Annotated in this window: 14 protein-coding genes; 5 read left to right on the top strand and 9 right to left on the bottom strand. The window is 56.1% G+C overall.

The genetic code is table 11. The features are described from left to right. The first annotated feature begins 186 nt into the window (after nt 1–186). The gene (locus tag ABFX35_RS07570) at nt 187–2253 is read left to right on the top strand and encodes a carbon starvation CstA family protein (protein WP_346080111.1); all 2067 of its coding nucleotides are present in this window, start codon (nt 187–189) and stop codon (nt 2251–2253) included. A 51-nt stretch (nt 2254–2304) separates the two neighbouring features. Here the strand turns inward: ABFX35_RS07570 and fsa are convergent, their stop codons facing one another. Beyond that, complete coding sequence (gene fsa, locus ABFX35_RS07565) at nt 2305–2970, bottom strand: fructose-6-phosphate aldolase (protein WP_279023213.1); 666 nt, start codon at nt 2968–2970, stop codon at nt 2305–2307. Nucleotides 2971–3293: 323 nt separating this feature from the next. Here fsa and osmB point away from each other — a divergent pair, with 323 nt between their 5' ends. Next, nucleotides 3294–3506 (top strand): osmotically-inducible lipoprotein OsmB, encoded by a 213-nt coding sequence (gene osmB / locus ABFX35_RS07560; RefSeq protein WP_095848806.1) that lies wholly within the window; start codon nt 3294–3296, stop codon nt 3504–3506. A gap of 165 nt (nt 3507–3671) precedes the next feature. On the opposite strand, the gene yciH is transcribed toward osmB, so the two are convergent. Continuing rightward, entirely contained in the window at nt 3672–3998 is a 327-nt protein-coding gene (yciH, locus tag ABFX35_RS07555) for a stress response translation initiation inhibitor YciH (protein ID WP_121552552.1), read from the bottom strand. 10 nt (nt 3999–4008) lie between these two features. Continuing rightward, nucleotides 4009–4737 carry an orotidine-5'-phosphate decarboxylase gene (pyrF, locus tag ABFX35_RS07550; RefSeq protein WP_346080109.1) on the bottom strand — a complete coding sequence of 243 codons (729 nt, stop codon included), beginning with the start codon at nt 4735–4737 and terminating at the stop codon, nt 4009–4011. A 252-nt stretch (nt 4738–4989) separates the two neighbouring features. Between pyrF and ABFX35_RS07545 the strand changes: the two genes are divergently transcribed. Next, a complete protein-coding gene (locus ABFX35_RS07545) occupies nt 4990–5241 on the top strand; it encodes a hypothetical protein (protein ID WP_095848809.1) in 252 nt (83 codons plus the stop codon). A gap of 122 nt (nt 5242–5363) precedes the next feature. On the opposite strand, the gene lapB is transcribed toward ABFX35_RS07545, so the two are convergent. The 3 genes from lapB to pgpB form a co-directional block, all read right to left on the bottom strand. Continuing rightward, on the bottom strand, nt 5364–6536 hold the full coding sequence (lapB, locus tag ABFX35_RS07540) for a lipopolysaccharide assembly protein LapB (protein ID WP_095848810.1): 1173 nt from the start codon (nt 6534–6536) through the stop codon (nt 5364–5366). Between the two features lie 6 nt (nt 6537–6542). Further along, complete coding sequence (locus ABFX35_RS07535; RefSeq protein ID WP_095848811.1) at nt 6543–6842, bottom strand: LapA family protein; 300 nt, start codon at nt 6840–6842, stop codon at nt 6543–6545. A 301-nt stretch (nt 6843–7143) separates the two neighbouring features. After that, a complete protein-coding gene (pgpB, locus tag ABFX35_RS07530) occupies nt 7144–7899 on the bottom strand; it encodes a phosphatidylglycerophosphatase B (RefSeq protein ID WP_279023205.1) in 756 nt (251 codons plus the stop codon). Between the two features lie 279 nt (nt 7900–8178). On the opposite strand from pgpB, the gene ribA reads away from it, so the two are divergent. Next, a complete protein-coding gene (gene ribA / locus ABFX35_RS07525) occupies nt 8179–8772 on the top strand; it encodes a GTP cyclohydrolase II (protein WP_095848813.1) in 594 nt (197 codons plus the stop codon). A gap of 70 nt (nt 8773–8842) precedes the next feature. Here ribA and acnA read toward each other — a convergent pair whose 3' ends face one another. The 3 genes from acnA to topA form a co-directional block, all read right to left on the bottom strand. Beyond that, entirely contained in the window at nt 8843–11515 is a 2673-nt protein-coding gene (gene acnA, locus ABFX35_RS07520) for an aconitate hydratase AcnA (protein WP_279023203.1), read from the bottom strand. Between the two features lie 232 nt (nt 11516–11747). Beyond that, a complete protein-coding gene (cysB, locus tag ABFX35_RS07515) occupies nt 11748–12722 on the bottom strand; it encodes an HTH-type transcriptional regulator CysB (protein WP_095848815.1) in 975 nt (324 codons plus the stop codon). 357 nt (nt 12723–13079) lie between these two features. Continuing rightward, the gene (topA, locus tag ABFX35_RS07510) at nt 13080–15677 is read right to left on the bottom strand and encodes a type I DNA topoisomerase (protein WP_279023200.1); all 2598 of its coding nucleotides are present in this window, start codon (nt 15675–15677) and stop codon (nt 13080–13082) included. Nucleotides 15678–16103: 426 nt separating this feature from the next. On the opposite strand from topA, the gene ABFX35_RS07505 reads away from it, so the two are divergent. Beyond that, nucleotides 16104–16355: a YciN family protein gene (locus ABFX35_RS07505; RefSeq protein WP_279023198.1), complete on the top strand. Its 252-nt coding sequence runs from the start codon at nt 16104–16106 to the stop codon at nt 16353–16355. Nucleotides 16356–16402 lie beyond the last annotated feature (47 nt).

Below are 16402 nucleotides of genomic sequence, written 5' to 3'. Positions count from 1 at the left end.
TCGCCTTTTTGTTGGCCGCAATAACCGATGGCCGGCACACATCATCTTGTTTTTACCATTTACCCTACCGCGCTCACACTTCTTATTCATCCGGCTTCTTTTTGTACACAAAACCCCTATTTTTAACCTGTTAGCCACCTCTCGAAAATAATTATTTTACCTCTGTATACCAAGGAGTCGTTGACTATGAAAAACGTCAAGTCCGGGATTATCTGGCTGATAGTGGCGTTCGTCGGTGCGTTTGCCTTCGCGATGCTGGCCCTAAGCCGGGGTGAGCATGTGAACGCGGTCTGGCTGGTCGTGGCCGCAGTGGCCTGCTACAGCATCGCCTACCGTTTCTACAGCCTGTTTATCGCTAAAAAAGTATTCGAGTTGGACGATCGTCGGCTAACGCCGGCGGAACGGCATAACGATGGCCTGGATTATGTACCGACCAACAAATGGGTGCTGTTCGGCCACCATTTTGCGGCTATCGCCGGGGCCGGGCCGCTGGTCGGCCCGATTTTGGCCGCGCAAATGGGCTTCCTGCCCGGGACGATCTGGATCCTGGTCGGCGTGATGATGGCCGGGGCGGTGCAGGACTTTCTGATCCTGTTTATCTCAACCCGCCGCGACGGCCGTTCGCTGGGAGAAATGGCCAAACAGGAACTGGGCGCCTTTGCTGGCGTGGTAACTATGCTTGGGGCGCTGGGCGTGATGATCATCATCCTGTCTGCGTTGGCGCTGGTGGTGGTTAAGGCGCTGGCCGATAGCCCGTGGGGTCTGTTCACCATCGCGGCCACCATTCCCATCGCGCTGTTTATGGGGATTTACATGCGCTTTATCCGCCCGGGTAAAATCGCGGAAGTCTCCATCATCGGCTTTGTATTGATGATGCTGGCGATCGTGTATGGCGGCAACGTGGCGCAGCACCCTTACTGGGGGCCTTTCTTCACGCTGCACGGCACCACCCTGACCTGGGTGCTGGTGATTTACGGCTTTGTCGCTTCGGTGCTGCCGGTGTGGCTGCTGCTGGCGCCGCGCGATTATCTGTCGACCTTCCTGAAAATTGGCGTCATCGTCGGGCTGGCGATTGGGATCGTATTCGCCATGCCGGAATTGAAAATGCCGGCGGTGTCGCGCTTTATCGATGGCAGCGGTCCGGTGTTCTCAGGCGCCTTGTTCCCCTTCCTGTTCATCACCATCGCCTGCGGCGCGATCTCGGGTTTCCACGCGCTGGTTTCCAGCGGCACAACGCCAAAACTGGTGGAACGCGAAAGCCACATCCGCTTTATCGGCTATGGCGCGATGCTGATGGAATCGTTTGTCGCCATTATGGCGCTGATCTGCGCCTCCGTGCTTGAGCCGGGCGTTTATTTCGCCATGAACTCGCCGGCGGCGCTGATCGGCACCACGGTAGAAAGCGCCTCGCAGGTGATTAACAGCTGGGGCTTTACCATCACGCCGGAAACCCTGGCGCTGATCGCCAAAGACGTGGGTGAGAATTCGGTGCTTTCCCGCGCAGGCGGCGCACCGACCTTTGCCGTTGGCATGGCCTACATCATCAGCGAGATCTTCAATAGCCGGGCGATGATGGCCTTCTGGTACCACTTCGCCATCCTGTTCGAGGCGCTGTTCATCCTCACTGCCGTTGATGCCGGCACCCGCGCCTGCCGTTTCATGGTGCAGGATCTGGTTGGCGTTGCCGTACCGAGCCTGGCCAACAGCCGTTCATGGTTCGGCAACCTGGCGGGCACCACTGTTGCGGTAGCCGGCTGGGGGTTCTTTGTCTATCAGGGGGTGGTGGATCCGCTGGGCGGCATCAACACGCTGTGGCCGTTGTTCGGCATCGGTAACCAGATGCTGGCGGCGATGGCGTTGATCCTTGGCACGGTGGTGCTGTTTAAAATGAAAAAACAGCGCTATGCCTGGGTGACCATTTTGCCTACCCTTTGGCTGTTCATCACCTCAATGACTGCCGGCTGGCAGAAAATCTTCCACGAGAAGCCCAGCATCGGCTTCCTGGCGCAGGCGAACAAATTCGCCGCCGGCATTGAGCAAGGCGTGGTCATCGCACCGGCGAAAACACTGCGGGATATGGAAACCATCGTATTCAGCAACCAGGTTAACGCCGCGCTTTGCGCTTTCTTTATGTTGGTGGCGGTCACCATGCTGGTTTCCGCGTTCCTGGCTATCCGCCGGGCGCTCCGTACCGATACGCCGACGGTACATGAATCAGAGATCGTCCTGCGGGAAAGCGCCAGCCGCAGCTAACCACGGCGCGCCATTCTGCCGCCTTACCGGGCGGCAGAATAAGCCGCATGGTTAACTCAACACCGTAGAGCCGAAGGCGCCCTGCCAATCCTGTTCAAATTTCTCCACCGCTGCCTGCACCGCAGGCGCGGCCAAAAACTGTTCCGCGACATCCACCGGCAACGTGATCGCTTCGCAGCCCGCCAGCAGGCAGGCCAGTGCCTGGCGTGGCGTTTTGAAGCTGGCGGCCAGCACTTTGGCATGCGGCGCGTGCAGTTTCAGCAGTTGTTGCAGTTCGCTCACCATCGCGATGCCGTCGCCCCCCTGCGCATCCAAGCGGTTAACGTAGGGCGCCACATACTCGGCGCCGGCCAGCGCCGCCAGCAGCCCCTGCCCGGCACCGTATACGGCAGTGCCGAGAGTCGGGATCGCCATCGCCTTCAGCTTTTTCATTGCCGCCAGCCCTTCGGCGGTGGCGGCAATTTTCACCACCAGGCCGGGCACCCGCTGGTTCAACAACATGGCTTCTGCGACGATGCGCTCCGCATCGTTGGCCATCACCTGCGCAAACAGTTTGCCGGTGCCGCCCAGCGCGTCGCGCAGCGCCGGTAAAACCTCCCAGACAGGTTTCCCTTCCCTGGCCAGGATGCTGGGGTTAGTGGTAACGCCGTGCAACGGCAGTATCCGTGCCAGCCGCTTAACGGAAATAACATCGGCGGTATCAAGGTAAAGCTCCATATCAACTCCTGCATCTGTGATAAGCCCATCTGTCTTACCGGCCATCATAAAGTAAAAGCGCGTGCACCGTTTGATACAAACCAAATAAAACGAGGTTCAGGCACCGGCAGACGCGCATTCCCGCCAAATATAGGATTATTTACCTATACCGGCCGGTATTGTTATTTATACTGATTTTGGCGGCAATAATAGCCAGCACGCCTGCGATGTGAAATATGACGGGCATACCGGTAAGGCAGACCCTAGCAGGTTTATTTTACGGACTCTGACTATACTTATTACTCAAGGCACTTACATACAGTCCTTGCTAAGGAGAAGTCATTATGATGAATAAACGTTTTGCCACCGCCGCAGTGGCCATTACTCTGGCAATGTCACTCACGGCCTGTTCCAACATGTCTAAACGCGATCGCAATACGGCGATCGGTGCGGGCGCAGGCGCCATTGGCGGCGCGGTATTAACCGATGGCAGTGCGCTTGGCACACTCGGCGGGGCTGCCGTTGGCGGGATTATCGGCCACCAGGTAGGTAAATAATATTATAAATTGCCAGATACCTCTGCCAGCAGGCGAGCAAAAGCCTTAGCGCTTTGACGTATTAACGAAAATAATTTCAGGTCTGTTCTCTTTTGTCTGTGGCGTTTTCTTGCATCAATAACCGCACCACAACATACCATGCCGCCCTGCGGCATGGTTTACACCTCAGCCGCCGGCCAGCTTGACCTTCATGCCTTTGGCTTCCAGCAGTTGCTTGAGAAGATCGCGTTTATCCCCCTGGATCTCAATCACGCCGTCTTTCACCGCGCCACCACAGCCGCATTTTTTCTTTAGCTCCGCAGCCAGTTTACTCAGCGCGGCATCGTCCTGATCGATACCGCTGATCAGGCAGACCCCTTTGCCCTTGCGGCCGCTGGTTTGGCGCTGAATACGCACAATGCCGTCCCCTTTGGGCCGTTGCGGCGCCGCCTCGGGTTGGTTAACCCGCCCAACGCCGGTGGAATAAACCAGGCGGCTATTACTGTCGTTCATCGTTAACTCCTTACGCCAGAGAGGCGCGAATCGCTTTCAGCGTGGCCGCCGGATCGGCCGATTGCGTGATGGGCCGCCCAATCACCATATAATCCACGCCAGCGGCCTGAGCCTGCACCGGCGTCATAATGCGGCGCTGATCGCCCGCAGCGCTGCCTTCCGGACGAATGCCCGGCGTCACCAGCTGGAACTGCCGGCCACAGGCCTGCTTCAGACGTTCGGCTTCGTGGGCCGAACAAACCACCCCATCCAGCCCGCAATCATGCGTCAGGCGTGCCAGACGCTCTGCATGTTCTGCCGGGCTGGCATCGATACCAATCGCCCGCAGATCTTCCGCCGCCATACTGGTGAGCACGGTAACGGCGATCAACAACGGCGCATCGGCACCATACGGCTGCAAGGCTTCTTTGGCCGCCGCCATCATGCGCGCGCCGCCGCTGGCGTGCACATTGACCATCCACACACCTAGTTCGGCCGCAGCGGCAACCGCGTGCGCGGTGGTATTCGGAATATCGTGGAACTTCAAATCGAGGAAAACCTCAAAGCCGCGCGCCTGCAACACTTGCACGAACTGCGGCCCGAACAGGGTGAACATCTCTTTGCCCACTTTGAGCCGGCAGTCTTGAGGATCAATACGGTCGACAAAAGCCAACGCCGCACCCTTATCTGCATAATCCAGCGCCACAACGATCGGTGATGAGTTCAAGTCATTGTTGTTCTTGTTATTTCCAGACTTCATTTCTTCTACCTTCTGTAAAATGGACATAGTTACGTCATTACCTGTAAAACCGACCGCCGCATTCTACATGCCAGCAGCGGGAAATCCCAGCCGCAGGGTTGCCAGGCCACCGTTGGCAGTATTTTTGTACAGCCTGCGGCGCAAGAAGTGTGCCGCGAAAAATGACGGTTATATTAAATTTTTATTACATACTGGACAGTTTAGTGCAGCTGGCATAGCTTGAGGTAACCCTACTGCAATAAAGGCTGCAAAATGAGCGAGATATCAACACTTACCATTAAAATCCCTCTGGAACTGAAGGACAAAATCAAGGCAGTGGCCCTTGAGCAGCAGCTTTCTCTGAGCGCACTGGTGTGCGAACGCCTGGAAGCCAGCTTTGCGGCGCCAGCTGTCCACCACAGCGAAGTGGATAACCAGAGCACCGAGGAAACGCCTGAACAACCACTGACGCCGAAAGAACTGAAGAAATTGCGCCAACTGTTAAAAAACAGCAAGAAGAAATAAGCCAAACGCTATAACCGCCTCTTGCTTCACGTTGCCGGTGTGTTGGCCCCGCCTACACACCGGCAACGTGTGCCGCCAACGCCACACCTGCCGCAGCAGTTAACCGCACAACCCTTTGTATTTTATTGCCCGTCCAGGCCACGGATCGGTTTAACCGATGCCCAGGCCCGGCATGACGGGCAGTGCCAGTAAAGTGAATGTGCGGTAAAGCCGCATTTGTGGCAGCGATAGCGCGGCTTGGTGCGGATCTGCTCGCCAACCATATCGCGCAACAACACCAGGCTCTCTTTGGCCCGCCCGTCCTCCGCATCCGCCAGGTGATAATCCATCAGGTGGTAAAACACGCGCATGGTTGGGTGACGTTGTAACTGACGGTTGATGTATAGCTGGGCCACATCGCGCCCTTCATGCTGTTCGACAATATCCGCCAGCATCAACTCGGCGGTTGCCCCGGTATTGTCTTCAACGCAGCGCCGCAGAAAATCGGCCCATTCGCCTTCTTGCTGTGGCAGGTGCCGGTAGCACTCTTGCAGCATCGGCAGCGTTTCGCTAACCAGCTCCTTATCCTGCTCCAACACGCGCTTGAGCGATTCCACCGCCCTGGCGTACTCTTCCTGCGCCATATAGATGCGACCGACCATGATGGAGACACGCGCACACTGTTTGTCCGCCGCCGCGGCGCGTTTCAACAGGCTCATCGCCTTATCCAGATCGTCGCTGCCCATCGCCTGCAGCGCCAGTTCGCAGTAAAAATGGGCGATTTCGATCCGCTGCTTCTCTTTTCCCAACTTGACCAGTTTTTCCGCCACGTCGATCGCTTTGAGCCAGTCACTGGTGGCCTGGTGGATGATCAGCAACTGCTGCAACGCGGAAATGCGGAAATCTTCCTCGTCGATAAGCTGGCCGAACATGTCCTCGGCGCGATCGTAAAGGCCGGCCGCCATGTAATCGCGGCCCAACTGCTGGATGGCCAGCAAGCGTTGTTCAAAGGTCAGGGAGGCGCTTTCCATCAGCGCCTGGTGGATGCGAATGGCGCGATCGACTTCTCCGCGAGAACGGAACAGGTTGCCCAGCGTTAGATGCGCCTCAACGGTATTGCTGTCTTCTTTCAGCATATCGAGGAACAGATCGACCGCTTTGTCCTGCTGGTTGGAAAGCAGGAAGTTCACCCCCGCCACATATTCACGCGACAAGCGGTTGGCTTCCTGCTGCTTATCATGCTGAGCACTTCTGCGCCCCATATACCAACCATAGGCGGCAGCAACGGGCAGCAACAGAAACAGCAGCTCTAACATAGAGGATTATTCCTTGCTGACAGCAGAGGGAACCGGCTCGGTTTGCGGCTCTTGCTGCAGTTCCAGCCGTTTTATTCTACGTTCAGCGCGCGCCAGCGCGATGCGGGTGCGCAGGTAAAACAGGCCGCAAATGATCCAGCCAAGGACGAAACCAACGCCAAACAGCGTGGCCAGCAGCGTGGATACGCGATAGTCACCTTGTGCTATCAGGTAATTAAAAGACACCACCTGATCGTTGTGCGCCCCCAGGGTGACGGAAATCACGAATATCACCAGAACCAGCAAAAAAATCAGCAAATATTTCACATTCTTTCCCGTAATGCCGAGTTAATCGGATGAATCAAGCCAATTTATGGCGTCCCTGCCCCTTAAGTTAGCATTTCCGCCGCTGGCAGGGAAACCCTCGGCACGATAAAAGCGGCCGTCTGCCGGGATATTCAGCAGTAAAAAGGCACAGTTAAGCCCATTGATGAGAAACCTTATCAAACTGGCGTATTTATCAGGATATGGGGGCAAATCGGAGCAAAACAACGCAGGCCGGACGGCGGCCCGCAAAATGGCCGCCGAATTTTGTGACATCGTCACCTTAATTGATATAACAACGGCCTTACTCGCGCTGGGCGCTGCGCTTTGGTTCCTGCTCCTGCGGCGCCAGCGGGCCGAACCAACGCTGCGCCAGACAGCATGCCAAGGTGACCAGCAGCCAACTGATCAGCGTGGCCATCGCCAGATCGCGCGGCCAGTGCATGCCGAGCAACAAGCGGCTGCCCATCACGCCCACCGCCCAAACCATCAGCACCGCCACGGTTTTATAATGGCGGCGTGGCCATAATAGCCCGACGCCCAGCAGCGCCCAGGTGGCAGCGAACATGGTATGGCCGGAGGGGAAAGCAAAGCCGGTTTCGAACTGCCAATGTTGGCGCAGCCATTGCGGCACCAGCGGCTGATCCAAAAGCTGCTGCTGCACCAGCGCGCTGCGCGCCTTGCGATGGAGCGAGTAAAAATACTTGCCCTCAACGCCATGCACCTGCTCCAGCCACACCACATAAGGCCGTGGCTCCTGCACTTGCTCTTTCATCAGGTTTTTCACCCCCTGGCCGATCAACACCGCGGCAGACAGCAGAACCACCAGCGCTATCGCCGGCTTTAGCCGAAAACGCAGGCACCACAGGAACCAAAGGGAAAGCAGCACGCTGGTTAACGTTCCCCAGGGCGATGTCACGGTTTCCGTGACCCAAAACAGGGCCTTCAATAGCGTTTCATTGCCCCCAGGCTGCCATTGCCAGCCCGAAAACCAGACCGCCAACGGCATAACCAACAGCAGAATGGCGCCCATCGCCGTGCGTTTTGCTATCTCTAACATTCGTTCATCCTTATGCTTGAACCCACCAGCAGTGTAACAATCTTGTCATCCCGGCAACATGGGCAAAATTAAACAGTATTTGCACCTATCGCAATAATAAGGCGGGTAAAACACCGGATGCTGCTTTGCTGAGCACCACTGAGCAAGAAGTTGTGGCAAAATAGCGCATATTTAACGAACGACAGTTCGCTGACGCGGGTTTTTAGTTCTGGTCATCAGGTCGTACCGGAAGTACGCTGCGCAACAGTGATTAAATCGGGTGTGTTTGTGGAGAGTAACATGCAGCTTAAACGGGTGGCAGAAGCTAAACTGCCAACACCTTGGGGCGATTTCCTGATGGTGGGGTTTGAAGAACTGGCTACCGGGCACGATCATCTGGCGCTGGTCTTCGGTGATATTTCAGGCGATACGCCTGTGCTCTCACGCGTACATTCGGAATGCCTGACCGGCGATGCGCTATTCAGCCTGCGCTGTGACTGTGGCTTCCAACTGGAGGCCGCACTGGAGCATATTGCCGAGGAAGGGCGCGGTATTCTGCTGTACCATCGCCAGGAAGGCCGTAATATCGGCCTGTTGAATAAAATCCGCGCCTACGCGCTGCAGGATAAAGGGGCTGACACGGTAGAAGCAAACCACCAGTTGGGTTTTGCCGCCGATGAGCGTGATTTCACCCTGTGTGCCGATATGTTCAAACTGTTGGGCGTGAATGCGGTGCGTTTGCTGACCAACAACCCGAAGAAGGTCGAGATCCTGACCGAAGCGGGCATCAATATCACCGAGCGCGTGCCGTTGATCGTGGGCCGTAACCCAAAGAACGAGCGTTATCTGGCCACCAAAGCGGCCAAAATGGGGCATCTGTTGGATCAACAATAACGCCGCCTTGCCATAAGCAGCCCGCCGCTTAACCCCGGCGGGCTTTTTCATCGCGCGATTAGCCTGCCCGTCACAACATTTTTCTGATCACGTAATGCAAAATGCCGTCGTTTTGGTAATAGACCAACTCATTGCCGGTATCAATGCGGCAACGCGTCTCTATCACGGTTTCCCGGCCATCGGCATAGCTGATATGCACCGGCACCGTCTGCCCGGGACGTAACGCCTGCAAACCGCTGACGCTGATCTGTTCATCGCCGCTCAGCCCCAGCGTTTTGCGCGTCACGCCCTGCGGGAACTCCAGCGGCAGGATCCCCATGCCAATCAGGTTGGAACGGTGGATGCGCTCAAAGGATTCCGCAATCACCACCCGCACCCCCAGCAGCCGCGGCCCCTTGGCAGCCCAGTCACGGCTGGAGCCGGAACCGTATTCCTTACCGGCGATCACCGCCAGCGGTACGTTTTCCTGCTGATATTGCATCGCAGCGTCATAGATTGGCATCTGCGCCTGCGACGGCACATGGCGGGTAATCCCCCCTTCCACCCCCGGCACCATTTCGTTGCGGATACGAATGTTGGCAAAGGTGCCACGCATCATCACCTCGTGGTTGCCGCGGCGCGAACCGTATGAGTTAAAGGCATCCGCCGCCACGCCATGCTCGCTCAGATACCGCCCGGCTGGGCTATCGGCCTTAATATTACCGGCGGGCGAGATATGGTCGGTGGTGACCGAATCCGCCAGGATCGCCAAAATACGCGCGTTTTTGATGTCCTGCACCGGCTCCGGCTGCGCTTTCATGCTCGTGAAAAACGGCGGATGGCGGATATAGGTTGAATCCTCCTGCCACGTATAGGTTGAGGAGCCCGCCACCTGTATCGCCTGCCAGTCGGCATCGCCGTTGAACACTTCACTGTACTCTTTGTGGAACATCTCGGTGCGCACTTTCGCCACCGCTTGCGCGATCTCCTGGCTGCTTGGCCAGATGTCTTTCAGATAAACCGGCTGCCCGTCGCGGCCCTCGCCCAGCGGTTGGTTGAGCAGATCGGTTTTCATGCTGCCCGCCAGTGCATAAGCCACTACCAGCGGCGGTGAAGCCAGCCAGTTGGTTTTCACCAACGGGTGGATACGGCCTTCAAAGTTACGGTTGCCGGAAAGCACCGCGCCCACCGTTAAATCGCCGTCTTTAATGGCCTGCTCGATCGGCGCCGGCAACGGCCCGGAGTTACCGATACAGGTGGTACAGCCGTAGCCCACCAGATTAAAGCCCAATTCCTCCAGGTAGGGCGTCAGCCCGGCGCTGGCGAAATAGTCGGTCACCACCTTCGAGCCGGGCGCCAACGAGGTTTTTACCCAGGGTTGGGTACGCAGCCCCTTCTCAACCGCCTTTTTGGCCAACAAACCGGCGGCCATCATCACGCTGGGGTTAGAAGTGTTAGTGCAGGAGGTGATCGCGGCAATCACTACCGCTCCGCTATGCAGCGTGTGGCTTGCGCCATTGAGCGTAAAGGGAACGGCGCCGGTGCCGGCGCTTTTGCTGCCGATCTCAAGCTCGGTTGCGGCATTGAACGCTGCCGGCACGTTGGCGAGCGCAACGCGATCCTGCGGGCGTTTAGGCCCCGCCAGGCTCGATTCCACCGTTGACATGTCCAGCGCCAATGTGCTGGTGAACACCGGCTCATCACCAGGGTTGCGCCACATGCCTTGCGCCTTGGCGTAGGCTTCAACCAGCGCGATCTGCTCATCGCTGCGGCCGCTGAGCGCCAGATAGCCCAGCGTAACGTCATCCACCGGGAAGAAACCGCAGGTGGCGCCGAATTCCGGCGACATATTGGCAATCGTGGCGCGGTCAGCCAGCGGCAAATCCGCCAGGCCATCGCCATAGAACTCAACGAATTTGCCCACCACGCCATGCTTACGCAGCATTTGGGTGACGGTCAGCACCAGGTCAGTGGCCGTAATCCCCTCTTGCAGCTTGCCGGTCAGTTTAAACCCTACCACGTCGGGGATGAGCATCGATACCGGCTGGCCGAGCATGGCGGCCTCGGCCTCTATGCCGCCCACGCCCCAGCCGAGCACCCCCAGCCCGTTAATCATGGTGGTGTGGGAGTCGGTGCCGACCAGGGTATCCGGGTATGCAATGCGCTTGCCGCCTTCCTCAGTGTGCCATACCGTCTGGCCCAGATATTCCAGGTTGACCTGGTGACAAATACCGGTGCCGGGCGGCACCACACGAAAGCGGTTAAACGCCTTTTGCCCCCAGCGGAGAAACGTATAGCGCTCGTGGTTACGCGCCATTTCGATACGCACGTTATCGCCAAAAGCCCGATCGTCACCGAATTCATCGACGGTGACCGAGTGGTCGATGACCAGATCCACCGGCGACAGCGGGTTCACCTGCTCCACATCGCCGCCCAGGCGTAGCACGGCTTCGCGCATCGCGGCTAAATCCACCACCGCCGGCACGCCGGTGAAATCTTGCATCAGCACGCGGGCCGGCCGATAGGCGATTTCACGATCCGCATGGCCGGTTTGCAGCCAGCTGGCAAGCGCGGCCAGATCGTCCTCCTGCACGGTATCGCCGTCTACGTGGCGCAGCAGGTTTTCCAACAAAACTTTCATGGATTTCGGCAACCGGTCGATATCCCCCAGTTGCCTGGCCACCAGCGGCAAGCTGTAGTAGTGGTATTCGCGATCCCCTACCGCCAGTTTATCCATACTTTTTGTACGCAGATCCAACGACATAGCTCCTCCTTTTTTATTATGTCAAAACAGGGTATTTAATGAGGTCTTTCTTAAAGATAACACAAACTTGATTTAACGTTCTGATAACAACAACAGGCACAGGCAATCAAACCCACAAAGCTGGCGTGATAGCGGAGGAAATGCGTGACGGTGGCGGTGAGACAGGAGATTAAAACGTGGTGAGCAGGATCGACAGGCGTTGGCCTGAAACCGATCCTGCCCGAAGATCGGGTTATTTCACCGGCAGCTTGATGTCCTTGAACATCGCTTCAATCTCTTCATTAGAACGCAGCGCTACCGCGGTATCAACTACGTCACGCGTTAGGTGCGGCGCAAAGCGCTGGATAAAATCATACATATAGCTGCGCAGGAAGGTGCTGCGGCGGAAGCCGATTTTGGTTGTGCTGTAGCTGAAAATATCGCGCGCATCAACGGTGACCAGATCCGGATCCTGAATCGGATCTACCGCCATGCTGGCAATCACCCCCACGCCCAACCCCAAACGCACATAGGTTTTGATCACGTCTGCATCGGTGGCGGTAAACACGATGCGCGGCGTCAGCCCCGCGCGGTTAAAGGCAGTGTCAAGTTCTGAGCGGCCGGTAAAGCCAAAGGTGTAGGTCACGATGGGATAAGCCGCCAGTTCTTCGATGTTAATCTGGCTTTTGCCCGCTAAAGGATGATCGGGCTTCACAACCACCGCACGGTTCCAGTGGTAGCACGGCAGCATGATCAAATCGTCATACAGGTGCAAGGCTTCGGTGGCGATGGCGAAATCAGCATTGCCTTTGGAAACAGCTTCAGCGATCTGGGTTGGCGAGCCCTGGTGCATATGCAGTGATACGCGCGGGTAGCGCTCAATAAATCCTTTGATGACGTTTGGCAGCGCATAGCGTGCCTGGGTGTGGGTGGTCGCGACGTACAGCGAACCTTTGTCCGGATAGGTATGTTCACCAGCAACAGCTTTGATGGCATCCACTTTGGAAAGCACTTCACGCGCGATACGGATGATTTCCTGCCCGGCAGGCGTCACCTGCGTCAGGTGTTTGCCGCTGCGGGCAAAGATCTGGATACCAAGCTCATCCTCCAGCATCCGCACTTGCTTGCTGATACCCGGCTGTGAGGTATAAAGCCCTTCGGCAGTCGATGACACATTCAAATTGTGATTAACCACTTCCACAATGTAACGAAGCTGCTGCAATTTCATTCTTATACCATCCTAGGTTAAACACTGCGGCTTAACCGCAGTCAGGTATATCGGCGTTACCCCGGTATAGTTGAACAGTCACAGGCTATAAACACGCCATGTTTCGCTCTGAAACAGATGCTGAGGCTGAAAATACCGCAAGTAATAAGCATTTTTCATAAGAAATGTTTTTATATAACCACTATACCACGCCACTGTGGCAAGTATAGATCCGTGTCACAGCATGGTAATGATTATTCTGGGTGATTATCAAGGCTAAGCCTGTTATTCAATTATGATAGCAGCCTGCGGCGAGATGGGGTTTCCACCAGTAAAAAACCAGCCACGGGGGCTGGTTTTCCAGGGGGACTATCTGGGCTATTTCTTACCTTCCGCCCATTTACCATCCACGTAGAAGGCGGACCAGCCAGTGGCTTTGCCGTCTTTTTCCGAAGACACATACTGCTGCTTGGTTTTGCGGCTAAAGCGCACCAGCGTTTTGTTGCCTTCCGGATCAACCGCCGGCGCATCCGCCAGATAGCGCAGTTTCTCCGGCAAACGATCCTTAAACCGCTGCAGCTCTTCCACTAACGGCGCGCGGGTTTCGCGCGATTTCGGGAAGGTGTTGGCGGCCAGGAACACGCCGGCGGCGCCGTCGCGCAACACAAAATATGCGTCGGACTTCTCGCACGGCAATTCCGGCAACGGCACCGGATCTTCCTTCGGCGGTGCCACTTCACCATTGCGCAGGATTTTACGGGTGTTCTTACAGTTTTCGTTGGTGCAGCCCATGTACTTGCCAAAGCGCCCCATTTTCAGGTGCATTTCAGCGCCACACTTGTCGCACTCAACCACCGGGCCATCATAGCCTTTCAGCCGGAACTCGCCCTGTTCGATCTCGTAACCGTCACAGGCCGGGTTGTTGCCGCATACGTGCAGCTTGCGCTGGTTGTCGATCAGGTAGCTGTCCATCGCGGTGCCGCATTTCGGGCAGCGGCGGCGGGCGCGCAGGGCGTTGGTTTCCGCATCGTCACCTTCGAGCACGTTCAGCACTTCGGTTTCCGGCACCAGGTTAATGGTGGTTTTACAGCGCTCTTTCGGCGGCAACGCATAGCCGGAGCAGCCGAGGAAAACGCCGGTGCTGGCAGTGCGAATGCCCATTTTACGGCCGCAGGTTGGGCAATCGATGCTGGTCAACACCATTTGGTTCGGGCGCATACCGCCCTCTTCCGGATCTTTTTCCGCCACTTCCAACTGTTCACTGAACTCGGCAAAAAACTCGTCAAGCACGGCTTTCCACTGGGCATGATTATTCGCCACCTGATCCAGGCCGTCTTCCATGCGCGCGGTGAAGTCATAGTTCATCAGCTCACGGAAGTTTTCTTCCAGCCGATCCGTGACGATCTCCCCCATTTTTTCTGCATAGAAGCGGCGGCTTTCTACCCGCACATAACCACGATCCTGAATCGTGGAAATGATAGAGGCATAGGTAGACGGGCGGCCAATCCCGCGTTTTTCCAGCTCTTTGACCAACGAGGCTTCACTGTAGCGCGCCGGTGGCTTGGTAAAGTGCTGGCTTGGGATCAGTTTTTGCAGATCCAGCTCGCTGCCCACTTCCACCAGCGGCAACGTGCGGTCTTCATCACCTTTTCGCAGCGCCGGCATAACTTTTGTCCAGCCGTCGAAGCGCAGGGTGCGGCCCTTAGCACGCAGTTGGTAATCGCCAGCGTTGACGATAAGCGTTGTGGAATCATACTGCGCAGGCGTCATCTGGCAGGCCACAAACTGGCGCCAAATCAGCTGATACAGTTTCTGCGCGTCGGCTTCCATATCCTTCAATTGCTCCGCCACCACGTTGACGTCGGAGGGACGAATCGCTTCGTGCGCTTCCTGCGAATTCTCTTTGCTGCTGTAGTGGTTAGCGGCTTTCGGCAGGTATTTGGCGCCGAAATTGTCGCCGATGTAACCACGCACCATGTTGAGCGCATCCTGGCTCAGGTTGGTGGAATCGGTACGCATGTAGGTGATATGGCCAGCTTCATACAGGCGTTGGGCCATCATCATGGTTTTTTTCACGCCAAAGCCCAGGCGGGTACTGGCGGCCTGCTGCAGCGTGGAAGTGATAAACGGCGCGCCCGGCTTGCTGCTGGTGGGTTTGTCTTCCCGATCCTGCACCGTGTAACGCGCGTTCTCCAACTGTTTGACCGCAGCGTGTGTCTGCTCACGGTTTACCGGTTTGAACGGCTTGTCGTGAGCATGGGTTACCGCCATCTGCAGCGCGGTTTCGCCCTTCGCCAGCAGATCGGCATGCAGTTCCCAATATTCTTCCGGCACGAAGGCTTTAATATCGCGTTCACGCTCAACCACCAAGCGCACGGCCACCGATTGCACGCGCCCGGCGGAGAGGCCGCGGGCGATCTTTTTCCACAGCAGCGGGGAGACCATATAGCCCACCACGCGGTCCATAAAGCGGCGCGCCTGCTGTGCGTTAACACGATCGATATTCAGCTCACCCGGCTGGCTGAACGCCTGCTGGATAGCATTTTTGGTAATTTCGTTAAATACCACACGGCTAAAGCGTTTGTCGTCACCACCAATAACTTCCCGCAGGTGCCAGGCAATGGCTTCCCCTTCGCGGTCCAAGTCGGTTGCGAGATAAATATGGTCAGCATTTTCCGCTAATGATTTTAACTCGGCGACAACTTTTTCTTTACCCGGCAAGATTTCATATTGCGCTTTCCAACCGTGATAAGGATCGACGCCCATTCGGTTAACCAGGGCCGTCTTTTCATCTTTTTTAACTTTCTTCTTGGCTTTTTCTTCGGTCGAGTCAGCGCTCTTTTTGCTGGCTGAGCCACTGGTCGGCAAATCACGGATATGACCCACGCTGGACTTCACCACGTAGTCATTTCCCAAGTATTTATTAATAGTTTTGGCTTTTGCCGGGGACTCAACTATTACGAGAGCTTTACCCATATTTACCTTTTAACCTAATTTATTTCTTCTAAAAAGAAGTCTTCTATCCTGCCGTGCCACGGCAATCCATATCGCTTTTTTATATTGCGGCACCCGGGCAAGAGATCAACATGTTTTTTCCTGATAGCCGCTCAATTACGCAACCGGGGTACAAGTGGCTGATCGCCGGGGGTTTTCATCAACGCCACTTAAGTATCTCAAGGCGCGTCCATGTAAGCCGTAAACAAAACCTTCCACCCATTACCACGAAATCCCACACTGTACCTGATAAAAAACGTTGCGCAACCTAATTAGCATGGAAAATGCATTTTCGCCAACTGCAATCTACCGAATGCCGCGCGCTACGCAAATAAACCATAGCCAGTTTGCGGATAAACACAAACCAGCGTTAGAATGCCGCCAGAGTTTATGATTGGAGTGTAATAAATGCATACGAATACCTCCCCGATCAACCGGGAAAGCCTTTTGGCTGAAGCAAATAACATCATCCGCGAGCACGAAGATTATCTTCACGGCATGGTAGCCACAGAGGTTGAACAAAAAGGCCACGTTTTAGTTTTCCGTGGGGAATTCTTTTTGGATCCGGACGGATTGCCAACGGCAAAAACAACGGCGGTGTTTAATATGTTTAAGCACCTCTCGCACAAACTGTCAGAAAAATATCATCTGATTGATTAGCGCCTAAAAAAACAGGGGCGCTGCGGCCCCTGTCTGGTGAAAACACT

This window comes from Gibbsiella dentisursi, from assembly GCF_039539505.1.
Classification (GTDB): Bacteria; Pseudomonadota; Gammaproteobacteria; order Enterobacterales; family Enterobacteriaceae; genus Gibbsiella; species Gibbsiella quercinecans.
This window is presented reverse-complemented; position numbering and strand designations above follow the sequence as displayed.